Origin of the sequence: Agromyces sp. NDB4Y10 (assembly GCF_001620055.1) — a bacterium.
Taxonomy (GTDB): domain Bacteria; phylum Actinomycetota; class Actinomycetes; order Actinomycetales; family Microbacteriaceae; genus Agromyces; species Agromyces indicus.
In genome coordinates, this window is the sequence record NZ_LQGY01000005.1 from 1 (window position 1) to 20,642 (window position 20,642).

Annotated in this window: 19 protein-coding genes; 9 read left to right on the forward strand and 10 right to left on the reverse strand. The window is 70.0% G+C overall.

Going from position 1 to position 20,642, the window contains the following annotated elements:
• On the reverse strand, positions 1 to 1,282 hold a 1,282-nt coding region (locus AVP42_RS01650), incomplete at its 3' end, for a DUF2868 domain-containing protein (protein WP_067945496.1).
• 304 nt (positions 1,283 to 1,586) lie between these two features.
• On the opposite strand from AVP42_RS01650, the gene AVP42_RS01655 reads away from it, so the two are divergent.
• Together AVP42_RS01655 and AVP42_RS01660 are read left to right on the forward strand one after the other, a co-directional pair.
• On the forward strand, positions 1,587 to 2,528 hold the full coding sequence (locus tag AVP42_RS01655; protein WP_067945499.1) for a DUF1214 domain-containing protein: 942 nt from the start codon (positions 1,587 to 1,589) through the stop codon (positions 2,526 to 2,528).
• Between the two features lie 251 nt (positions 2,529 to 2,779).
• A complete protein-coding gene (locus AVP42_RS01660; protein WP_067945501.1) occupies positions 2,780 to 3,196 on the forward strand; it encodes a CBS domain-containing protein in 417 nt (138 codons plus the stop codon).
• Positions 3,197 to 3,261: 65 nt separating this feature from the next.
• On the opposite strand, the gene AVP42_RS01665 is transcribed toward AVP42_RS01660, so the two are convergent.
• Positions 3,262 to 3,771 carry a methylated-DNA--[protein]-cysteine S-methyltransferase gene (locus AVP42_RS01665; protein WP_067945503.1) on the reverse strand — a complete coding sequence of 170 codons (510 nt, stop codon included), beginning with the start codon at positions 3,769 to 3,771 and terminating at the stop codon, positions 3,262 to 3,264.
• 153 nt (positions 3,772 to 3,924) lie between these two features.
• Between AVP42_RS01665 and AVP42_RS16340 the strand changes: the two genes are divergently transcribed.
• A complete protein-coding gene (locus AVP42_RS16340) occupies positions 3,925 to 4,080 on the forward strand; it encodes a hypothetical protein (RefSeq protein ID WP_157356673.1) in 156 nt (51 codons plus the stop codon).
• 239 nt (positions 4,081 to 4,319) lie between these two features.
• On the opposite strand, the gene AVP42_RS16535 is transcribed toward AVP42_RS16340, so the two are convergent.
• Both AVP42_RS16535 and AVP42_RS01675 read right to left on the reverse strand, forming a co-directional pair.
• Complete coding sequence (locus AVP42_RS16535; RefSeq protein WP_067945505.1) at positions 4,320 to 6,143, reverse strand: cell wall-binding repeat-containing protein; 1,824 nt, start codon at positions 6,141 to 6,143, stop codon at positions 4,320 to 4,322.
• Positions 6,144 to 6,277: 134 nt separating this feature from the next.
• Positions 6,278 to 6,511, reverse strand: coding sequence for a hypothetical protein (locus AVP42_RS01675; protein ID WP_157356674.1), 234 nt, complete (start codon positions 6,509 to 6,511; stop codon positions 6,278 to 6,280).
• A gap of 339 nt (positions 6,512 to 6,850) precedes the next feature.
• On the opposite strand from AVP42_RS01675, the gene AVP42_RS01680 reads away from it, so the two are divergent.
• Positions 6,851 to 7,192, forward strand: a complete 342-nt coding sequence (locus AVP42_RS01680; protein ID WP_067945509.1) for a hypothetical protein — start codon at positions 6,851 to 6,853, stop codon at positions 7,190 to 7,192.
• Positions 7,192 to 8,691: a M14 family zinc carboxypeptidase gene (locus AVP42_RS01685; RefSeq protein WP_067945511.1), complete on the forward strand. Its 1,500-nt coding sequence runs from the start codon at positions 7,192 to 7,194 to the stop codon at positions 8,689 to 8,691. Before AVP42_RS01680 ends, AVP42_RS01685 begins: the two co-directional genes overlap by 1 nt.
• A 58-nt stretch (positions 8,692 to 8,749) precedes the next feature.
• Here AVP42_RS01685 and AVP42_RS01690 read toward each other — a convergent pair whose 3' ends face one another.
• Entirely contained in the window at positions 8,750 to 9,529 is a 780-nt protein-coding gene (locus tag AVP42_RS01690) for an SDR family oxidoreductase (RefSeq protein ID WP_067945513.1), read from the reverse strand.
• Positions 9,526 to 10,017 carry a hypothetical protein gene (locus AVP42_RS01695; RefSeq protein ID WP_197466921.1) on the reverse strand — a complete coding sequence of 164 codons (492 nt, stop codon included), beginning with the start codon at positions 10,015 to 10,017 and terminating at the stop codon, positions 9,526 to 9,528. The genes AVP42_RS01690 and AVP42_RS01695 overlap by 4 nt, the downstream gene beginning before the upstream one ends.
• Positions 10,018 to 10,107: 90 nt before the next feature.
• Here AVP42_RS01695 and sigJ point away from each other — a divergent pair, with 90 nt between their 5' ends.
• Complete coding sequence (sigJ, locus tag AVP42_RS01700) at positions 10,108 to 11,085, forward strand: RNA polymerase sigma factor SigJ (protein ID WP_231878499.1); 978 nt, start codon at positions 10,108 to 10,110, stop codon at positions 11,083 to 11,085.
• Positions 11,086 to 11,101: 16 nt separating this feature from the next.
• Here the strand turns inward: sigJ and AVP42_RS01705 are convergent, their stop codons facing one another.
• A complete protein-coding gene (locus tag AVP42_RS01705; RefSeq protein ID WP_157356675.1) occupies positions 11,102 to 11,533 on the reverse strand; it encodes a hypothetical protein in 432 nt (143 codons plus the stop codon).
• A 280-nt stretch (positions 11,534 to 11,813) separates the two neighbouring features.
• On the opposite strand from AVP42_RS01705, the gene AVP42_RS16155 reads away from it, so the two are divergent.
• From AVP42_RS16155 to AVP42_RS01720, 3 genes are all read left to right on the forward strand, one after another.
• Entirely contained in the window at positions 11,814 to 12,986 is a 1,173-nt protein-coding gene (locus AVP42_RS16155) for an NINE protein (protein WP_231878500.1), read from the forward strand.
• Between the two features lie 78 nt (positions 12,987 to 13,064).
• A complete protein-coding gene (locus tag AVP42_RS01715; RefSeq protein WP_082846909.1) occupies positions 13,065 to 13,568 on the forward strand; it encodes a DUF2510 domain-containing protein in 504 nt (167 codons plus the stop codon).
• An 80-nt stretch (positions 13,569 to 13,648) separates the two neighbouring features.
• The gene (locus tag AVP42_RS01720) at positions 13,649 to 15,469 is read left to right on the forward strand and encodes an ATP-dependent endonuclease (RefSeq protein ID WP_067945519.1); all 1,821 of its coding nucleotides are present in this window, start codon (positions 13,649 to 13,651) and stop codon (positions 15,467 to 15,469) included.
• Positions 15,470 to 15,716: 247 nt separating this feature from the next.
• On the opposite strand, the gene AVP42_RS01725 is transcribed toward AVP42_RS01720, so the two are convergent.
• From AVP42_RS01725 to AVP42_RS01735, 3 genes are all read right to left on the reverse strand, one after another.
• Positions 15,717 to 17,387, reverse strand: coding sequence for a DUF262 domain-containing protein (locus AVP42_RS01725; RefSeq protein WP_197466922.1), 1,671 nt, complete (start codon positions 17,385 to 17,387; stop codon positions 15,717 to 15,719).
• A gap of 117 nt (positions 17,388 to 17,504) precedes the next feature.
• A complete protein-coding gene (locus AVP42_RS01730) occupies positions 17,505 to 18,362 on the reverse strand; it encodes a hypothetical protein (RefSeq protein WP_067945523.1) in 858 nt (285 codons plus the stop codon).
• 44 nt (positions 18,363 to 18,406) lie between these two features.
• Complete coding sequence (locus AVP42_RS01735) at positions 18,407 to 20,641, reverse strand: 3'-5' exonuclease (RefSeq protein WP_067945525.1); 2,235 nt, start codon at positions 20,639 to 20,641, stop codon at positions 18,407 to 18,409.
• Between the last annotated feature and the right edge of the window lies 1 nt (position 20,642).

Here is a 20,642-nt window from a genome sequence, read left to right on the forward strand (position 1 = left end):
CAGGACGGCCGGGCGCCGCGGGGCGAGCGGATGCCGCGACCCCCGTCAGCTCGTCGAGGAACCGCCCGTGCGCGTCCTCCTCCGGGGTCGCGGTCAGTGAGAACAGGGGCAGGCGCAGGCCGGCCGGGCCCGCGGCATCCGTCGCCGTCGCCCCGCCGTCGGCCGCGTCGCCGAATTCGTCGCCCCCCGCGACCGACCGCTCGATGGCGGCCGGCGCGTTGCCGAACGCGCGCGCGAGCACTGCCTCGAGCCCGGCGCGCGCGTCGGCGGCGAGCGTGTAGCTGTACGGGATGACGCGCACCGGCGTCGGCTCGCCCACCCACGCCGACACGAGCCGCCGGAAGTACGGGTCGCCGAGCGGCAGCGCCACGCGGCGCGCCCGACGGCGCTCGACGAGCCACGCGGCGAGCGCGAGCACGAGCCGCGGCAGGACGACGACGGCGACGACGGTGGCGGCCATGAGGTGCATCCACGGTGCGGCGTTCTCGCTCGCGGGCGCGCGGATCGCCTCGATCCCGGCGACATCCGGCACCGGGATGCCCGTGAGCAGCGAACCGGGCGCGAGCGTGACGGCGAGCAGCGCGTGCACGTGCTCGGCGCCGAGGAACGTGCTCTCCCACGAGGCGCGGTACTCGAACGCGAGCCCGCGCGTGTAGAGGCCCGCGATCACGCCGAGCGCCGTCGCCGCGGCCGCGAGGTGCAGCACGCGCGCGGCGCGGGCCGAGTACAGCGGCGCGGCGATGCGCGCCCACTCGCCGGGCAGGCCGGTGAGCACCGACCGGCGGGCGACGGCGCCGTCGCCGCGCCATCCGTCGACCGCACCGCGCACGGCCGCCGCGCGGATCAGCACCGCCCGCACCGGACCGACCGCACCACCGCGGAGCACCACCGGCCGGAGCAGCAGCCACACGTACACGACGAGGTTCCACGCGACGAGCGCGAACACCGGCGGCGCGAGCAGGTTGATGCTCGACCCGCCGCCGATGCGGTCGACGACCACGCCCAGCACGAACGCGCCGAGCACCGTGACGACGCCCACCCACGGGCGCCAACGGATGCCGCGCACCGTGCGCGTCACACCCGGCTGGCGCGTGCCGATGCGCTCGAGCACGAGCTGCGCGCGGCGGGCGAGGAACGCGTCGGCGCTGGCGCGCTCCCCGACGATCGCGGCGGCGGCGCGGCTCGCCCACTCGCGGTCGGCGTCGGACCACAGCACCCGGTCGCGCTCGCCGGTCTCGACGGCGCGCGCGGCGGTCACCTCGAGGGCGGCCTGCTCGTCCATACGCGTCACTCTATGCGGGCGCGTGGCGCGCACCATGGGGCTTGCGGATGCCGCGGGCCGGCGCGCGGGCTGCCGACGCCGCGTCCCCGCCCCTCGCTCGCCCTCGCCCTCGCCCTGCCCCGCACCCTCGCGTCGGACGCGAATCGTCACTTCGCGCGCCCCATACCGACCATTCGCGCCCGCCGAGGGGACGCAACACGCCGCCGCCCGCGCGGACCGCGCGGCGTGTCGCGTCCCCTCGCGAAGCGGGCCCGCCCGTGGCTATGGTGATCGCAGGAACGCCGACGGATCGAGGGGAACCCGGATGGCCGAGCACGTCAACGTCGACAACTTCGCGCGCGCCGAGACGAGCCGCATGTTCGCGGCCATCGCCGGCCAGGCGGGCGGCACCGGGCAGTGGTTGCACAACCGCACGCCCACGCCGCTCGACAACCAGCCGGTGATCCGGCAGAACCGCGACACGCTCTACAGCACGGTCCTCGTCGACGCGTCGCAGGGTGCGACGCTCACGATCCCCGACTCCGGCGACCGGTACCTGTCGGTCATGGTCGTGACCGAGGACCACTACATCCCGCTCGTGCTGCACGACCCGGGCGAGCATCGGCTCTCCGCCGACGAGCTCGGGTCGCGGTACGTGCTGCTCGCGGCACGCATCCTGGTCGACCCCGAAGACGAAGCGGATGTCGCGGCCGTGAACGCCCTGCAGGACGGATTCGCCCTCGACGCGGCATCCGCTGAGCCCTATGTCATGCCCGAGTGGGACGAGGCCACGCTCACCGAGACGCGGCAGGCCCTGCTGACCCTCGCCCGCGGTCTCGGCGGGTTCGCGGGCGCGTTCGGGCGGCGCGACGAGGTCGACCCGGTGCACCACCTGATCGGCACGGCGGCGGGCTGGGGCGGCCTGCCGACGTCGGAGGCGTTCTACGTCAACGTCGAGCCGCGGCTTCCGGTGGGCGAGTACGCGCTCACGGTCGGCGACGTGCCCGTCGACGCGTTCTGGTCGGTCACGGTCTACAACGCCGACGGCTATCTCGAGGACGCCGGCGGGCTCGTCAGCGTCAACAGCGTCACGGCCGATCGCAACGCGGATGGCACGGTCACGGTGCACTTCGGCGGGCCGGACGACGGGCGACCGAACCGGCTGGGGATCATGGACGGCTGGAACTACGTCGTGCGGCTGTACCGCCCGCGCGCCGAGGTCGTCGACGGGTCGTGGACGTTCCCGGAGGCGCGGCCGGTCGCGTAGCGCTCGCGGCTGGCGTGGTTCGGGGCGCTGGGGGCGCTCCGCGGACGTGAATCGTCGGAATCGGCCGCGCCGAGCGACGAATCGCGTCCGAGGCGAGTGGCGAGCAGCGGATGCCGCGTCCGAGGCGAGCAGCGGATGCCGCGGCGGGTACGACCAGCGAATGCCGCAGGCGGGGCGGGCGCGTCAACCCCCGTGCGGCATCCGCTGCCCGTGCCTACCGTGGCGACACGAGCACGAGAGAGGACGTACCCATGACCGTCGCACGTGACCTGATGACGCCCGACCCGACCTGCGTGAAGGAGGACGAGACCCTCGTCGACGCCGCACGCAAGATGCGCGACCTCGACGTCGGGGCGCTGCCGATCTGCGGCAACGACGACCGCCTCAAGGGCATGCTCACCGACCGCGACATCGTCGTGAAGTGCATCGCCGACGGCGGCGACCCGTCGAGCGTCACCGCGGGCAGCCTCGCCGAGGGCAAGCCCGTGACGGTGGGCGCCGACGACGACATCCGCGAGGCGCTCGAGATGATGCAGCAGCACCAGGTGCGGCGCCTGCCGGTGATCGACGGGCACGACCTCGTCGGCATCATCAGCCAGGCCGACATCGCCCGGTCGCTCTCGGCGGGCGCGACCGGCGAGACGGTCGCCGAGATCTCCGAGGACTGAGCGGGTCTCCCGAACCGCGGCGGGCCGGACGCAATCGCGACCGGTCCGCCGCTTCGTGCGCCGGGTCAGAACAGCCGACGCTGCACGACCGCGGCGCCCTCGAGCTCGAGCAGGCGGTGCTTGCGCTCGAATCCTCCGGCGTAGCCGGTGAGCGATCCGTCGGCGCCGACGACGCGGTGGCAGGGCACGACGATGCTGATCGGGTTCCGCCCCACCGCGTTGCCCACGCGGCGCGCGAGGTTGCGGTCGCCGAGCCGCGCGGCCAGTTCGCCGTAGGTCACGGTCTGCCCGTACGGGATGTCGCGCAGCATCCGCCACACCGCCTGCTGGAAGTCGTCGCCGACCGGCGCGAGCGGCAGGTCGAAGGCCGTGCGGCGTCCGTCGAGGTACTCGTCGAGCTCGCCCGCGAACCGCGCGATGAGCGGGTCGCGCGCGGGGTCGACCTCGGCGCCGAGGGTGCCCGGTGCCGGCGGATGCCAGTGATCGGGGAAGTAGACGCCCGCGAGTCCGCCGTCGTCGGCGACCACGAGCAGGTCGCCGAGCGCGGTCGGCAGCGTCGCGTGGAGGCGGGTCATGCGTCGATTCTCACCCGCGGCGGGCGCACGGCGGCGAGCGGATGTCGCGGGAATCGGACGTGGACGGCCCCGCGCGCCTGTCAACCCGGTGACGGCGCGCCCCTGCACGCGGAAGGGTGGAGGCACCGACGCCCGGACACGAAGGAGCGAGCGATGAGCGACACGAACGTCCCCGACGAGGAGTACCGCGACGAGCAGCCCGGCGACCCCGAGTCGCCCGAGACGCCCGGCGCGCCCGACAACGCCGACCCGATGAGCGAGTCCACCGACGGCGGGCTCGACGGCGGGGAGCCCGGCGTCGAGGAGTGAGGCCGGCGCGGCGGCGCTCGGCGCCCCGCGCACTGCTGCATGAGCATCCGTCGGATGGGCGCCCTGGGGCGCGCATCCGGCGGATTCTCATGTGTTCGTCGGGGCCCGCGCGCCAGCGTGGGGCGGTGCCCCGACCGCGTCGGACGCGAATGGTCGCAATGCCGTGCGCATTCCGACCATTCGCGTCCGGCGTGCCACGGGTACGGGCACGCGCGTGCGGCGCCGCGGGTCGGACCGCGCTAGGGCGCGCCGGGCAGCGACTCGCAGGCGATGCGGTCGTTGTCGGCGTCGAGCTGTGCGACGTCGCCGTAGTACGGGTAGTAGTAGTCGAACCAGTTCTGGGCCTGCGACCAGGTCGCGAAGTCGCTGCAGTTCTTGGTGTTGCCCGGGTTGGCCGGCACCGACGGTGTCGGCGTGGGCGTGGGCGTCGGTGCGGGTGCCGGCGCCGCGCATTCCGTGAGGTTCGCGACGGCCGTCGAGAGCGAGCCGGTTCCGCCGAGCAGGACCACGGTCGTCGGGCCATACGAGAGGATCTTGTCGCGAACGACCTTCGGCACGCAGTTCTGCTGCACGATGAACATCGGGGACCCGAGGGCCCCGGCGAGCGCGCCGCCCGCGAGCGCGTCGGGGAAGTTCGTGCCGTTGGCGAGGAACACGGTCGAGGCACTCGAGAAACCCGAGCCGTTGATCAGCGTGCTCGTGGCGTACCGGTCGGCGCCGCCGAAGCGCTGCACGCCGAACGTCGAGCGAAGGGATGTCTCGATGCCGGAGCTGACCGCGCCGGTGCCGCCCGCGATGCGGACGTTCGAGGCACCGATTCCGGTGAGCGTGTTCCGGGTCGCGGTATCCGCGCTGCTCGCCCCGCCCGGGACGAGTACCACGCCGCCAGAGCTCGACCCCGCGACGGCCGCTGCCGACAGCGCGTCCGGGAAGTTGCGGCCGTCGGCGATGAAGGCGGTAGCCCCGGTGAGGTCGGCGTGCTCGGCGATGAGTCGGCTGGTGGCGTAACGATCGGCGCCCGCGAGCCGCTCGACCGGGGCGATCGAGGTGAGCTTGGCCTGCACGGCACTCGACACGACCCCGGTGCCACCGGCGATGATGATGCGCTGCGGCTGGAGCCGAAGCAGCTCGTTCCAGACGACGGTGGGGATGGCGGTCGGCTGCACCAGGAGCAACGGGACGCCTGCAGCGCCCGCCGCAGCCGCCGCCGAGAGGGCGTCGGGGTAGTTGGCGCCGGTGGCGACGTAGACGGATGCCACGCCCGGGTTGAATCGCGAGGAGACCTGGGCGGCGGTGGCATACCGGTCGATGCCCGAGAGGCGGTGCGTTCCCGCGGGGAGTGCATTGGCACCGCCGCCTGCCGCGGGCGTCGAGGCGGTGTCGTCGCGCACCGGCGGGACGACGATCTCCACCCCGGCGCAGTTCGCCTCGACGAGCGATGCCAGCGCCGATCGCTCGGCGGTGTCGACCGTCAGGTTCCAGCGGTACTTCACCGTGATCCAGTCCGCGGCATACGCACAGCGCGACGGCGTGTACGACGGCAACCAGTTCGCCGGGTCGTACGCGGACTTGGCGCTGTTCTGGGCGCCGGTGACCATGGTCAGCGTCGCGTCGATGTCGAGGTCGTTGGCGTAGTCGGAGCGCTGCTGATCCGTCCAGGCGTGGGCGCCCGAGATCCAGGCTTCCTTGAGCGCGACGAGGTGGTCCATCTCGAGCATGGCGGGGTCGGTCTGCGTGACCCCCTCATACCAGGAGAACCATTCACCGGCTGTGATGGTGCAGCCCGACGAGATGGTGACCGGTACGCGTGACTCCGCGATGAGGACCTCGCGGCGCGTGTTGCAGCCGTCGCCGTCCGCGTCGATCCCCTCGGCGAAGCGGTCTCGGTCGTAGGGCACGGTCGCATCGGCCGCCACGGTCAGCTCGGCGAGGAGCGCCGCCGGGGCGACCGGCGCACCGACCTCGAGGGTCGAAACCTCGACCGCGGCCGCGGGAGTGGTCGGGAGGATCAGGGCGGCGACGACCGCCGACGCGGCCGTAATGGCCGCGAGGGTGTGCTTCAACAGGGTTCTCCTCGTTCGGGTCGCACCCACCGTAGAGGCAGGCGGATGCCGCGGGAGAGCGTTTTCGCTCGTACTCCCCCGAACTGGGGTACGCCCGGAACCCGCGCCGGGCCGCCCGGGCCGTGCCCCGCGCGTCAGTCGCGGGGCGTGCGGTGCCCGCCGCCGGTGTCGAGGTCGGGGCCGGCCTCGAGGTCGGGGCCGTCGCTCTCGGTGATGTTCGCGCCCTCGAAGAACGGGTCGACGCCGAGTTCCCGGTCGTGCTCGGCCTTGAGCCGCGCCTGCTCGCGCGCGCTGTCGGCGTAGTGCCGGTCGTCGGGCAGGTCGTCGTCGCCGCGGCGCCCCTGGTCGCGGTCGGTGTCGTCGCTCATGCGGTCCTCCGGTTCGTCGATGCGCTCAGGGTAGGTCGCCCCGACGCGCACCGCACGGGCTTGCGCCCGTTCGATGTCCTTCGCCGCAGCCTGCCAGGAGCACGCCGCCCAGGGAGGATGCGCTCACTGCCCCAGCCGGGGCGGAACCGCCGACCGTCGTACCCGAGCCTCGACGTCGACATCATCGAACCCGTGACGGATGCCGCGCCGGCGGCGTTCCACGCGCCTCTTGCGGCGCCGATGGCACCGGAGTAGCTTCCGCCGCGAGGGGTTCTGGGGGGAGCCCGTTCGGCGTGCCCGCGAGGCGGGCCGGGCGAGCCGTGTCTTGAGGGGGAACTCATGGCCAGGCAATCGAAGGACGCCGACGCGGTCGGCCGACCGTCGGGCGTGCCGCCCGAGGGCGAGCGGTTCGAGGCGACCGTGCATCCGGGCGAACGGGAGGCCGCGCTGGCGCGCGTGGCCGACCTCGACCTCGACCGTGTGCCCGACCCGCAGGGCGGGGTACGGGTCGTGGTGAACGCCGACGACCTCGCCGAGCTCGTCCGGCGCGGGTACGAGGTGCGGGTCGTGCGCACGGTGCCGATCGCACCGGTCGATCCGGCGCTGGTCGCGTCGGACGAGGAGGCGGAGCGGTGGCTCGAGGACCGCATCGCCGGCATCCCGCGAGAGGAGGAGCGCTGATGTACCGGACGGTGGCGCAGCTCGACTCGCAGATGCAGTCGCTTGCGATGTGGTTCCCCGGGTACTTCACGCGGATCAGGCTGCCCGAGGCATCCGTTCAGGGTCGGCCGGTGCACGCGCTGCGGTTGCGTGCGGGCGGCGGGCCGGAGCGTCGCGGGGTGCTGCTCGTCGGCGGCACGCATGCGCGGGAGCTGATGAATCCCGACGCGATCATCGAGCTGGCCGTGGACCTCTTCGTCAGCTACGCGACGAACCGCGACCTCGTGTACGGCGGCAAGACGTGGCCGGCGTCGGACGTGAAGCTCATCCTCGAGGCGCTCGACATCTGGTTGGTGCCCTGCGCGAATCCCGACGGGCGCGTGCACGTGATGACGGTCGACGGGATGTGGCGCAAGAACCGGGCGACGAACTCGGGGACGTCGTGCCTCGGCGTCGACCTGAACCGCAACGCGGACTTCCTGTGGGGGGTGACGCAGGGGCAGACGTCGTGCTCGCCGTGCTCCGACGTCTACGCGGGTCCGAGCGCGTTCAGCGAGCCCGAGACCCGGAACGTCAAGCACCTGCTCGACACGCACCGGATCGTGACGTTCGCCGACGTGCACTCGTACTCCGAGCTGATCCTCTGGCCGTGGGGGCATGCGCCGACGCAGACGACCGACCCGAAGAAGAACTTCACGAAGCTGCCGACGCCGAAGTGCCAGCCCATCCAGGTGGCCGGGTACCAGGAGTACCTGTCGCCGCGCGACCTGCAGCGGTTCCAGACGGTCGGCGGCCGCATCCGCGACGCGATCACGGCGGTGCGCGGTCGCACGTACACCAGCGAGGCGAGCATCGGCCTGTACCCGACGACGGGCACGTGGAGCGATTACGTCTACAGCCGCCACATCGCGAGCTCGTCGCTCGGCAAGACCTACGGGTTCACGTTCGAGACCGGGCCGTGGATGGGCACCGCGGAGGAGTCGTTCCACCCGGCCGACCCGCGCCCGGTGATCCGCGACGCGAAGTCGGGCATGGTCGCGCTGCTGCAGCAGAGCATCTGCGCGATCGAGCTGATCGGCGCGCAGTTCTTCCGCGCGCAGGCCGAGGTGAAGGCGTTGCAGCAGGTGCGCGACAAGCTGCTGTCGACGACGGATGCCGGGCGGGACTGGATCGCGCTGTTCGAACGCGTCGAGGGGCCCGCGGTGCTGGCGATGCTCGGCGATCGCGAGCTGCTGTCGGACACGGCGGAGCTCGTGAAGCGCGCCTCGGCGCTGTCGAGAGATGACGCGACGAAGCTCACCGACGACGAGGTCGACGCCGGCCTCGCCGTGGTGCGGCGGCTGCGCTCGCGACTCGAGGACCCGGGGCTCCGCAAGGACCTCCGCGCGATCGAGACGCAGCTCGAGGCGCTCCGCGGCACGCCCATGTCGAAGGCGGTCGAGCGGCTCATGGCGACGCCGCCCGGCGAGAAGGCACCCGCACGCTCGGGTGCGAAGGGGAAGGCGGGCGCGCGGGGCTGAAGCGTGGCGCACGGCCCCGCGCGTCGCGATCCGGGTGAGCGGATGCCGCGGCATCCGTTCACCCGCGCGCGCCCGCCCGCGCCACCGCCTCCCGGTCACCCGACCGCAGCCACTCGTCGAACGTGATGCGCCCGCGAGCGGCATCCGCCCCGCCCCGTACCGCGCCGGAGGCGAGCGACCGCCCGAACGGCCCCGGGAAGCGCACCTCGAGCACCCCGCGCCGCACGCCCTCGACGGCGTGGAGGCGCCGCACCAGGTCGGCGAGCCGCTCGTCGCGCGGCCCGACGAGGTCGCGGGCCCGGCCGTCCACCGGCGCACCCTCGGCGAGTTCGACGAGCCGCGCGCCGACCTCGCGCGCCGCGACCGGCCGGATCAGCGCCTTCGGCACGATCGTCACCGGCCCGTACGTCGCGGTCGCCGCGACCTGCGCCGCGAACTCGTGGAACTGCGTCGCCCGCTGGATGGTGACCGGCACCGGGCTGTCGGCGAGGAGCGCCTCCTGCGCGAGCTTGCCGGCGTAGTGCGCGTCGTCGACGCCGTCGATGCCGACGATCGACAGAGCGACGTGGTGTGCGACGCCCGCGGCGCGTTCGGCGCGCAGCAGGTTGCCGGTGACGTTCGTGAAGAACTCGCGCGCCCGGCGTCCGGACAGCGTGACGACGCTCGCCACGTCGATCACGGCGTCGATTCCGGCGAGCGCGGCGGCGAGTCCGGTGCCGGTCTCGAGGTCGTGCCCGTCGTGGCGGGTGAGGGTGAGCACGTCGTGTCCGCGCGACTCGGCGGCGGCGACGACGTGGCGGCCGACGGTGCCGGTTCCGCCGGCGACGGCGATCCTCATCGGGCCACCTCCTCGGGCGCGCGGTGGGCATCGGGGCGAGCGGATGCCGCGCGGCGGGCGACCCCGGCAGTCGCGGCGGTCCCGGCCCCGCGCCCGCGCGCCGGGATCAGCAGGAGGAGGCCGAGCCCGAGGCTGAGCGTCAGCGAGACGGCGGTGCCGATCGCGGCATCCGTTTCGAGGTGGTCGAGGTGGGTGGCGTGGTACCAGAGGTGGAGCGCGCCGAAGACCGTCCAGGCGAGGCCGAGCAGGCGCGTGACGGCGGGGCTGCGCCAGGCGAACCCGGCGACGGATGCCGCACCGAGGGCGAGGTAGAACGCGCCGACATCGCGCACGAGGTGCTCGTTGTACGGTCCGTCGGTGGCGACCCACTGCCCGAGCACGCCCGGGAACGAGTCGTAGAACGAGGCGGGCGCGAACGACGCCCACCCGCCGACGAAGCACGCGATGGCCGCGGTCAGCGCGAGCGCGGCCGTGTGGATTCTGTTCATACCCGTACTGACGACACGGGCGGGCGAAGTGTGAGGTGGCTCACGATTCGGGCGGCTGCGCCGTCATGCTTGGTGAAGGGAGCATTGACGATGACCGATGACACGATGCGGGACGCGCCCGGGCCCGGCGACGCCCCGGACCTCGCCGACGTGGCCGCCGAGCGCCGCCGCCTGCTGGCGCTCGCGTACCGCATGCTCGGCACCACCGGCGAGGCCGAGGACGCCGTGCAGGAGACCTACGTGCGCTGGTACCGGATGTCGGACGCCGAGCGCGCCGCGATCGCGAACCCGCAGGGCTGGCTGACCCGCGTCGCGGGCCGCGTGTGCCTCGACCTGCTCGGCACGGCGCGAGCCCGGCGCGAGCGGTACGTGGGGCCGTGGCTGCCCGAGCCGCTGCCGGCGGGGTTCTTCGCGTCGCGCGCGGGTTCGGCCGGCCCCGCGGCATCCGCTCGGCCCCACACCGACACGACGACGGATGCCACGGCCGACCCGCTCGACCGCGTGACCCTCGACGAGGCCGTGTCGAGCGCCCTGCTCGTCGTGCTCGAGTCGATGACGCCCGCCGAGCGCGTCGCGTTCGTGCTGCACGACGTGTTCGCGGTGCCGTTCCCCGAGATCGCGGAGATCGTCGGCCGCTCCCCCGCCGCGGTGCGCCAGCTCGCGACCTCCGCTCGCCGTCGGGTCGCCGAGTCGCGCACACGGACCGTGGCCCGTGCCGAGCACGACCGGGTGGTCGCCGCGTTCGGTGCCGCCGCGGCATCCGGCGACCTCGCGGCCCTCGTCTCGGTGCTCGACCCCGACGTCGTGCTGCGCTCCGACGGCGGCGGACTCGTCACCGCCGCCCGCAAGCCCGTGCTCGGGGCGGACCATGTCGCCCGCTTCCTGCTCGGCCTGCTCGCCAAGAACCCCGACGACCAGGTCGAACCCCTCGAGACGACGGATGGCGCCGGCTTCGCCGTCCGCCGCGACGGTGCGGTGATCGGGGTGGTGAACCTGCGGGTCGTCGCGGGACGGGTCGCGGACGTGTGGATCGTGATGAATCCGGAGAAGTTGGGGGCGTGGCGGTAGGTGACGATTAGGTCACCTAATGAGCCGATGCCGCGGTCGCCACGCCGACGACGGCTGAACGACGCGCCACCGGCCCGTCCCGCCGCCGCGCCCGCCGGTCGCCGTACCGGGCGTGACGCTCGTCGAGTCCCACGATGCGGCGCCGCAGCATGGTGAGGAGCGCTGCGACGTGTCGACGTCGATGCGGCTCGAGTGCGCCCGCGGCATCGAGAGCGCCGGCGCGGTCGGCGAGCGAGCGGACGCGCGTGACCGTGTCGCGCCGCCAAGCCTGGTACGCGTCATCCGGGCGGGCGGCGAGCCGTTCGAAGCGGTCGTCGATGATCGCGAGACGCAGCTCGAGCGCCTGGAGGTCATCGAAGAACTGGGTGCGGTCGATGTGGTCGACCGGGGTGCCACCGCCGCGCAGGGCGGCATGCATCCAAGCGCTGAGAGGTGAGTCCGAGCCCATGTCGGTGCTCCTTGCTGACTCCAGCCGTAGCCGAAGATTCCGACGGTAGGGAGGGCCACTGACATCCGCTCGATTCGGGTCTCAGACGCTCGTGTACCCCGTTCTGGGGCGGAAGCAGAACTTCGGCCGGTCAGAGGGCTAATCGCTGCACGAATGCATGTCCCCCAGCCGTGAGACGGCCATCCGACGTCGGTCGGCGCCGATAGCGTCGGTCGGCTGTCGACTCGACGGCGGTGCGCCCGCACCAGGCGCACGTCCACACACAGGGAACGGACACGAGATGAGCGAGACCCCGAACACGACCGAGAGCCCGGCGAGCCCGGCGCCCGACGCCGCAGCACCGGCGGGATGGTACCCCGACGGCAACGGCGGACAGCGGTACTGGGACGGCAGCGCCTGGACCGAGCACACCGCACCGGCAGCGGATGGCGCGACCGGCACCCACGCCGACTCGGCGGCTGGCCCCGCGGCCGCCGACGCAGCGGCGAAGTCGTTCGTCGTGACGTGGCTGCTCGCGCTGCTCGTCGGCGTGTTCGGCGTGGACCGCTTCTACCTGGGCAAGATCGGGACGGGCATCGCGAAGCTGCTCACGCTCGGTGGCCTGGGCGTGTGGGTGCTGGTCGACCTGATCCTGGTGCTCACCGGCGCGCAGCGCGACAAGCTGGGCCGCCCGCTCGAGGGCTACGCGCAGCACCGCAAGGTGGCGTGGATCGTCACGGCCGTCGTGGTCGCGCTGTCGCTGATCTTCAACGTCGTGAACGCGGCCAGCCTCGCCGGTCAGGCAGCGGCGGCCGGGGCTGCAGCGTCTGCGGCATCCGACGACGACGCCGACGAGGCCGAGACCGAAGCGGATGCCGCACCGGCGGCCGAGCCCGCGGCCGGCGTCGAGGAGCTCGCCGTCGTGGAGACCGCGTTCGGCAAGGACATCGAGTCGGACACGTGGTGGTACGTCGTGGTGCTCGAGAACCCCAATCCCGATCACGTCTTCCCGATGGCCGGCATCACCATCGAAGCGCTCGACGCGAGCGGAGTCATCTTGGACTCGGGCAGCGAGTACACGACCGTCCTGCAGGGCCGCACGGTCATCGCCGGCGACTTCTTCTCGGTCGGCTCGGGCACCATCGCCTCGCTCGACGTGCGGGGCCCGACCAGCGCGGCCGCAACCGCGTCGCCCGCTTCGGAGACCGGCTCCTTCACGATCACCGACATCGCCCGCGCGGACGAGTACGGCTACGCCAGCATCACCGGCAAGGTCACGTCGTCGTTCGGCGAGGACCAGGAACTCGTCCAGGTGACCGTGGTCGCGCGCGACGCCGCAGGCAAGATCGTCGGCGGTGACTTCACCTTCATCGACCGCCTCCCGGCGGGCGGCACCGCCCAGTTCGATTCGTCGCTCTGGAGCGTCGAGAACCTGCCCGCGGATGTCACGTTCGAGGCGTTCGCAACGCTGTAGCACGATGGGGGCCGGCCACCGACGTGCGGCCGGCCCCGCTCGCCCTCCGCTATCGATCTCGAGATTGAGAACCCAACGATGAGCGACGGACACGCTCCCTCTCCCCCGGCCGGATGGTACGCCGCGCCGCACGCCGCCGGACAGTTGCGCTACTGGGACGGCTGGCGCTGGCTCGACATCACCCCGCCGCCGCAGCCCGTGGCAGCACCGCGTGCTCCCCTCGTCGGCGTCGAGCACCGCGGCAACCAAGTCGGTCGGATCGCCCTGGTGGCTGCCATCGCCGGTACGATCTTCGCCTGCTGGCCCGGCTGGTTCCTCGCGGGATGGATCCTCCTGCCCGCCGCGTTCGTACTCGGCATCGTGGCGGTCGCGTTGCCCGGGCGACGGCGCGGCAACGCCGTCACAGCGATCGTCATCTCGATCATCGGGACGATCGCGGGATTCTCGGTGTTCTTCTCCACGGTCTTCGATGGATTCGGGGACACGGGGCTGGAGCGGGTGCGGTCGGAGGCGCCGCTTGAGGGCGCGCCGCCTTCACGGTCGCACCATTTGGAGATCATCCCACTGTTCGTCGATTGGTGACCGATTCACCGCCAGCTGATGCATCTCCGATGTCTTTGCCATACCCAATAGGCTTCACAGGTGCCACCCAGTCAGCCGCCATGGATCATCTCTCAGCCACTCGCGACGTCGATGAGGTGCATGCATCAGTGAGCGCGCCAGCCAAGGACCCTTTCGCGCAGCTGGAGGGGCTCGTCGAGAAGCGAATCTTCGAGCCATTCATTCGCCACATTCGGTTCCCGCGGTTCAAGAATCTCGCGCCTATGTTTCGGATCGACTTCGATTATCCGATCACCGCCCTCGTCGGGCCGAACGGCACGAACAAGAGCTCCATCCTGAGAGCGCTGCAAGGGTGCCCCGAGACATACAACATCGGCAACTATTGGTTCAGCACAGACCTCGACCCGATCGCGGGTGGCAGCCCTCAGCGCTATATTCATGGGTACTCCCCACGCGACGGGCTGGATGTCGAAGCAATCAAAGTTCGCACGGGCAAAGTCGGTCGAACCATCGACTACTTCGAGACGAGTCGTCCCCGCAGCCGAGACGGCATGGAGAAGATGCCACCGCTTCAGAAAGAGGACCAGCTCCTACGAAGCAGCACGCGATGGCGATCGATTGACAAGCACGTTGTCTACCTCGATTTCAGGCAAGAACTCTCAGCCTATGACATCCTTTTTCATTTCAACTGGCGACGTCATAGTAGCGACCCCGAAGACAAGAAGGCGCTCATTCGACGCCACGCACGACGCGTTTCACAGGCCCTCGATGAGCTGACCGATAGCCACATCTTCTATGGAAGTGAACGGATCCTTGAGGAGGCCGATGAGTTGACTCCGACAGAAGTCAACGATGTTTCGGTCATCCTCGGCCGCAAATACACGTCGATCAGGCTCGTGAAGCACGACTATTTTGGAGTTGAGGGATACACGGCACGATTGAAGACCGCATTCATCGACTACTCCGAGGCATACGCGGGGAGCGGCGAGTTTGCAGCAATCATGCTCGTGCGAGCCATCTCACGCTCACCGAAGCACAGCCTGATCCTTCTCGACGAGCCCGAGACATCTCTGCACCCGGCCGCTCAGGCGCAGTTGGTGCGCTATCTGGCGCGCGAGTGTCTCGTTCGGAAACACCAGGTAGTGATGGCGACGCACTCCTCAGCGATGATCGACCTCCTTCCTAATCGGGCTCGCAAGCTCCTCGACATCAGCCCTTCAACGGGAAAGGTCGAGATGATCTCTCAAGCAGCGTCGGTCGGCGAGGCCTTTTCGCGTCTGGGGCACGGCGTCTCGGGGAGAAAGATCCTCGTCGAGGACGAACTTGCGCGGGCGCTCGTCGAGTACGCGGCTCGGGTGCGTGGCACAGACTTCCTGCGCTCGATTGATGTGATCGTCTCGCCCGGGGGCGCTCAATCGATCTGCCGACGATATGTACCGACCTTTGCCCAAATCGCGGCTGACACAGTCATCCTGCTTGACGGAGACCAGCGGCCGACCGTGCAACTCAGACGATCGAAGGACCTCCTGGACGAGGATGTCGAATTAGAACTGACGAAGCTTCACCTTTCGAAGGGCGACATCCTCACGAACGGAGGCAACGACCCGAATCTCAAAACGAAGTCCCTTGCGCAGATGAGAAGTACTCTGGACTGGGCTGCACGCCACGTCGACTATCTCCCCGGAGAAAGCAACCCCGAAGTATTGCTTCTGAAGGTCGCTCGACATGAGACGGTCGCGGATCCCCAGGCGGCGAAGGATCGCTGGATGGCTCTCTGTCGAGACGAACTGGGTTTGCCTCAGGAGGACTACCCGTCCTCGGCCGACATCCTTGCGACCCAACGACGCGCCTTCGTCAACATCGATCGCGAGACCGACGAGTGGAAGCAACTCATGGAGACGCTCGAACGCGCGGCGTCGTGATGAGCCGAGCGCCTGAGTGGTCACTGTTGCGGATTGGTTTGGCATCTCCGACGCCAGCGTCCAGCACGACTAGTTCGTCGCACGGCCAACTCGACTTCACGTGGAGCAGTCATCCCTCAGCAGCTCCACCTCCGCTCGACCCTCCCACGTGACACCCAGTCGTTCGTAGCGAACGGGCATCACGGCTGGATCGCGCGCTCACGGCTGGAGGGGTGGGTTGGTAACGACCAGCCGGTCGATCCACCGGTCAACCCATCCCGTCCGGCCATCGCTCGAGAACGAGTTCCTGGAGCCGTCGTGCCCGCGACGAAACCGCCTCGATGTCCCATCGCGCGTACTCTGCAGCCACCGACCTGGTCGAACCGAACGCCGGCTCCTCAGCGAAGCGTCGCCGCTTCTCGTCGTACGGCTCCCGGAGCGCCCGTTGCGACGGCGATTCGCTCAGTGGCACAAGGTTCGCGAGCAGGTCCCGGGTGTTCGCGACCTCTTCATCAGTGAACTGCGTCCATGCGTCATCCGGCTTCTCGGGGAGCACGCGCTCGACGTACATCACCGGCGAAGGCAAGGCACCCTCGACGGCGTCCAACTCCTGGAACAGGTAAGGAACGATCGTCGCACCGGCCAGGTGACGTTGGAGCACCGCCGCAGAGACTTCGGCGTCGGTCGGCCAGCTGACCGTCTTGTGCTTCTTGATCTCGGCGGCCACGCGTTGCGGGGTGTACCAGTTGTCGCAGTCGAGCCACAGCCGCTTGAACACCGCGTGCAGGCCGGTCGGCTCGAAGCCGCAGATGGCTCGACGGGTGAGGAACGCGTCGATCACATCGAGGATCCCGTCGCCAGGACCGACGCCGACCGCGCCCGTGCGCATCGCGTGCGAGAGCTGCATCAGGAACGGGAGCGCGGAGGCCGGCAGGTTGGCGCGGCGCAGCCGGTCCAGGCGGAGCACCGTCGATGGTGCGTGCTCCGATCGGTTGCCACCGATGACGAGATCGAGGAAGTCGGGCTGGAAGACGGCCAGAGAGTCGATGACCTCGACCGGGCTCATCCGCCCCCATTCGCGCTTCAAGGTCGGGTAAACCTCGGACTTCCGGAGATTGGGCTCGTGGATCAGTCCGAACGGGAAGAAGTAGGCGTCGAAGTAGTCCTTCGAGTCGGTCTTGAAGGCCGAATAGAAGGGTTGCCACGCCTCCCGGTCGATCTCGATCGCCTGTTCGGGGTCTTCGAGCGCGACGCGCAGGAAGACATCGTTCCGCACAAGGTCTCCGATCGTCATCGGCTCCTGCCGGGAATTCAGGCTGTCGAAGATCTTGGGCCCGTTGGTCGGGTCGTTGACGTCGATCACGACGACGCTCAGCTGCTGCAGGAGTGCCGTGTAGATCTCGCGGATGCGGTCGGAACCGCCTTCGGCGGACTGGAGACGGTAGAACCGCTTGGCACGCTTGTAGTTGGTCTCGACGCGGCCGTGCTTCCGCTCATCCGACGGCAGCAGGTTGATGTGCGTGCCGACGAGCGCGGGCTCGAGCTGGCGCATCGTCGTGAGCTCGCGGATCACGACGTTCAGGTCGCCCTGGTCTTCACCGCTCGGCTGCAGTCGCAGATTGGAGCGCCGCCCTGTCGGCACATTGGTCACGATGTACCGGCGGAAGAGCTGCGCGGCCTCCTCCGCTTCACCGGCGAGCGCCAGTGCGTGGATCGCCGCGCAGAGGTAGAGGTACACCGTCGTGAGCCGCTGCTGGCCGTCGATGATCTCGTCGACGGCGAGTTCGGCAGGGCCGCTCGGCAGCTGATGCATGATGATCGCCCCGACGAAGTGCACGTCGTCTTCGCCTTCGACGAGGCGAAGGATGTCGAGCTCGAGCTGGTAGCACCGCGCGGTCTGCCATTTGTACGGTCGCTGGAAGAACGGGATCGAGAGCACGGACCCGCCTCCGAGGATCGCCTCGAAGTTCGTTTCGTCGGTGCTGCTGGTCAGCTTGAGTTGGCGGAGGACGAGAGGCACGGTGTTTCCGTTCGTTCGGGGTCGATCAGGGTTGGTTCATGAGCGGAGGTCGAGAGCTAACCCCCACCCGACGAAATCGGGGCCCCAAGTCAGGCCGATACCCACCGATTCCGCCGCGGCCATCCAGCGATCCGGTTCCCGAGGACGTCGCTCGAGGACGAGAACCGCTCTGACGGACTGGCCAGGGATGGCAGGTCGGGAGCGCAACTGCTCGGCGTAGTCGACAACCTGCCCGATCCCGAGTCGGATCTGCTGGTCTTCGACTGCACTTCCCAGGCTCTTGACCTCAGCGACGTAGACGGTGAGCCCGTCCGCCCAGCCGACATCGAACTTGGGCGCATTGCGACCGTGGCGTTGAGGAACGAGCCCTCGGCTCGCCAGCCTTCGTGCGAACGCCAGGAGCGTTGCTTCATGGGCAGCGGTGGCGCGGTCGAGCGCTTCGAGGTCGACAGTGAGGCTCGATGGCTGGTGAGCCGTTGGAGCTCGTTCGGCCAGGGGCCCGCCAAGTATCCCTTCACCGAGAGAAGGCAGGACGAGTACTTCGTCTACGCCGGCCACCCGAAGTTCACGGTTTCGCGCAGGGTATCCATCGAGCAGGTCTGCGAAGCCCTGACCATCGATGATCGCCAATTCGTGCCCAGAGCGACGGAGCGTGTCGGCGAGTTTGAGCTTCTTGCTGTACTGCCGGGTTTTGTCGGTCACGTTCTGGTTGGCAAGATCTCCGTGAACGAGCAAGCTGACCTTCCTGGACATGTCCGTCTTCCAGTCGGCCGCTCCGCGCGCCATGGCCATCCGGACACAATCCTCGCGGATCTCCCAGTTGCCGTCGACGAACACCCGACCGGTGAACGCGAGGACGTGCCCGTGGAAGCTCTCGATCCATTGAGGTTTCATCGCGCGACCACCCGCCTAATCTCGTTTCGACCTGCCAGTTGGACTCAAGACACCTTGAGCAGTGACGAAGGTCGTCCCTTCCAGAGCACCACGAGCTCATCGCGCGCCCGGCTCGACGCCACGTACAGCAGCGACCGTTCCCGCAGCTCCACGTCCGCGCGGTCCTCAGGCGCGACGCCCTTGAATGCCCACGTCGACGGGAACGACCCGTCGGACATGTCGAAGAGCACCACTCGTGAGAACTCCATGCCCTTCGAGGTGTGCATGGTGAGCACGACCGGGTCGGTTCCGGTCTGCTTCGCCGAGGTCAGGATGGTGCTGGCGATGCCGTGGTGTTCGAGGGCGTCGTGCACGTCCTTCGAGGCGTTGTTGGACGAGGTCAGCACGGCGATGGTCTCGCCGCGGACGCCGGCATCGAGCCAGCCCCGCACGGTGTCGGCGAGCGCCGTGTACTGCTCCCCCGCCGATGTGGACGCGATGCGTCGCGGATCCGGACCGAGTCGGCTGGAGCGATACCCCGCCACGCCCTCTTCGGCGCCTTCGGCGTCGATGTACTCCGCGCCTTCGAGCAGCCCGAGCGCGTACCGCAGGTTCTGCTCGGTCGTGCGGTAGTTGAGGGTGAGCCGACGCGACCGTCCGACGATCGCGATCCCGAGCCGCGAGAGCACGACGCGGCGTCCATAGATGCGCTGGTGGATGTCATCGGCGATGAACATGTCGTCGTCGCCCTCGGCGGTGAAGGCGCGCAAGAACTGCCAGTGCGCCGCGGTGAGGTCCTGCGCTTCGTCGATGAGGATGTGGTCGGCGAGTGTGCGCGGCCTTCCGCCGTCGAGGCCGCCGAGCCACCCGGCCGCGACCGCAGCGAGCTCGGCGTAGGTGACGGTCGAGTTGATGCGGGCGTTCCGGCGGAAGTGCTCGACGACCTTCCACACCTCGGCGCGCTTCGCGCGGTCGAGGGCGATGCCCCGCCCGGGCCGTCGGGCGGTGAAGTAGTCGTCCTTCGTCGTGATGCGACCGGGCAGAATCACCTCGAGGTACTCACCCGCGAGGAACGACTTCGAGCGGAGCGGTCCGTCGAGGTTCGCCCCCGAGTCGTCGAGTGCCGCTTCCCATCCGCTGTCGTTCGCCACCGGTCGAGCGGCCGAATCGACGGACGAGCCGATCACGTTCACGGCCGCGTCGCCGAACCCGGTGCCGGCGAGCTCCCGAACGGATGCCACGAGCGCGTCCACCCCCCGGATGAGGATGCCCGGGTCGCCAGGCCGGTCCGCGATCGCGGCGGTGGCGTCCAGGCGTTCGAGGTCCCGGCGGAGGTTGTCGGCGAGCGCCCGCGTGTAGGTCGTGAGCACGACGCGCGACCCGGCGTCCGTCCACGCGAGGTTGCGCGCGCGGTGGATGAGCACGACGGTCTTGCCGGTGCCCGCTCCTCCGGTGAGCCGGAACGGCCCGTGGTACTTCGCGGTCGCGTACCGGCGCTGGTCGGGGTGGAGGAAGACGCGCCAAGCGCCGAAGTCGCCGCCCTCGATGACCCGCTGCAGCTCCTCGTCGGAGTCGACGAACGTGAACTGCATCTGCGCGGCTGGGTGCTTGAGCGCGTCGACGAGGCGTGCGTCCTCGTGCCGTTCGTCGATCTCGGCGGGTGCGACGGGCTCGACCGCCTCGCCGATGCCGAGCGAGTCCTTGATCTGCGAGATCGCCGACCCGACGGCCATCTCGAGCAGCACCGAAGCCTGCCACTCGTTCTCGAGCGACGCGGCGAAGGTGAGTAGTGCGTCTTCGTCGGGCGCGGCGAACGCTCGCTCGGCGAGGTCGGGTGCGAAGCCGAACTCGTCGACGAGGTCGCTGCGGAAGTACGAGCGCTCGGTCAGGAAGGAGCGCGACGGCGCGGCGTCCGCTTCGGTCGCAGACGGGGACGCCTGCCCGGTCGCCGCCTCGTCGGCCGGCGTCGTCGCCTCGATGAATTCCGGGATTCCGTTGACCGGGTTGATCTGCAGCTTACGGGTGCGTGCCCGTTCGATCGCCTCGTCGTGCTCCCAGGTGCCCGCGTAGACGTAGGTGCGCTCCTGGCCGATGGGGTCCAGCTGGTAGAGCACTGCGCGCAGGTGGATGTCGACCCGCCCGGTTCGCGCCCGCTCGTCGACCGGGTGGTTCATCCGCTCGATGTTCAGGCCGGGGATGCCGTCGTCCTCCGTGAGCTTGCGGAGGAACGACATGATCTTCAGGTCGACGGCCTTCTCGTGCTTCTGACCCTTCATCTTGGTCATGATCAGGTTGGGCATC

What these genes read in the sequence shown, in the direction of transcription:
- AVP42_RS01655 (WP_067945499.1), top strand. Translation starts at nt 1,587, where the DNA reads ATGGCCGAGCACGTCAACGTCGACAACTTCGCGCGCGCCGAGACGAGC.
- AVP42_RS01660 (WP_067945501.1), top strand. Translation starts at nt 2,780, where the DNA reads ATGACCGTCGCACGTGACCTGATGACGCCCGACCCGACCTGCGTGAAG.
- AVP42_RS01665 (WP_067945503.1), bottom strand. Translation starts at nt 3,771, where the DNA reads ATGACCCGCCTCCACGCGACGCTGCCGACCGCGCTCGGCGACCTGCTC.
- AVP42_RS16340 (WP_157356673.1), top strand. Translation starts at nt 3,925, where the DNA reads ATGAGCGACACGAACGTCCCCGACGAGGAGTACCGCGACGAGCAGCCC.
- AVP42_RS01675 (WP_157356674.1), bottom strand. Translation starts at nt 6,511, where the DNA reads ATGAGCGACGACACCGACCGCGACCAGGGGCGCCGCGGCGACGACGAC.
- AVP42_RS01680 (WP_067945509.1), top strand. Translation starts at nt 6,851, where the DNA reads ATGGCCAGGCAATCGAAGGACGCCGACGCGGTCGGCCGACCGTCGGGC.
- AVP42_RS01685 (WP_067945511.1), top strand. Translation starts at nt 7,192, where the DNA reads ATGTACCGGACGGTGGCGCAGCTCGACTCGCAGATGCAGTCGCTTGCG.
- AVP42_RS01690 (WP_067945513.1), bottom strand. Translation starts at nt 9,529, where the DNA reads ATGAGGATCGCCGTCGCCGGCGGAACCGGCACCGTCGGCCGCCACGTC.
- AVP42_RS01695 (WP_197466921.1), bottom strand. Translation starts at nt 10,017, where the DNA reads ATGAACAGAATCCACACGGCCGCGCTCGCGCTGACCGCGGCCATCGCG.
- sigJ (WP_231878499.1), top strand. Translation starts at nt 10,108, where the DNA reads ATGACCGATGACACGATGCGGGACGCGCCCGGGCCCGGCGACGCCCCG.
- AVP42_RS01705 (WP_157356675.1), bottom strand. Translation starts at nt 11,533, where the DNA reads ATGGGCTCGGACTCACCTCTCAGCGCTTGGATGCATGCCGCCCTGCGC.
- AVP42_RS16155 (WP_231878500.1), top strand. Translation starts at nt 11,814, where the DNA reads ATGAGCGAGACCCCGAACACGACCGAGAGCCCGGCGAGCCCGGCGCCC.
- AVP42_RS01715 (WP_082846909.1), top strand. Translation starts at nt 13,065, where the DNA reads ATGAGCGACGGACACGCTCCCTCTCCCCCGGCCGGATGGTACGCCGCG.
- AVP42_RS01720 (WP_067945519.1), top strand. Translation starts at nt 13,649, where the DNA reads ATGGATCATCTCTCAGCCACTCGCGACGTCGATGAGGTGCATGCATCA.
- AVP42_RS01730 (WP_067945523.1), bottom strand. Translation starts at nt 18,362, where the DNA reads ATGAAACCTCAATGGATCGAGAGCTTCCACGGGCACGTCCTCGCGTTC.
- AVP42_RS01735 (WP_067945525.1), bottom strand. Translation starts at nt 20,641, where the DNA reads ATGCCCAACCTGATCATGACCAAGATGAAGGGTCAGAAGCACGAGAAG.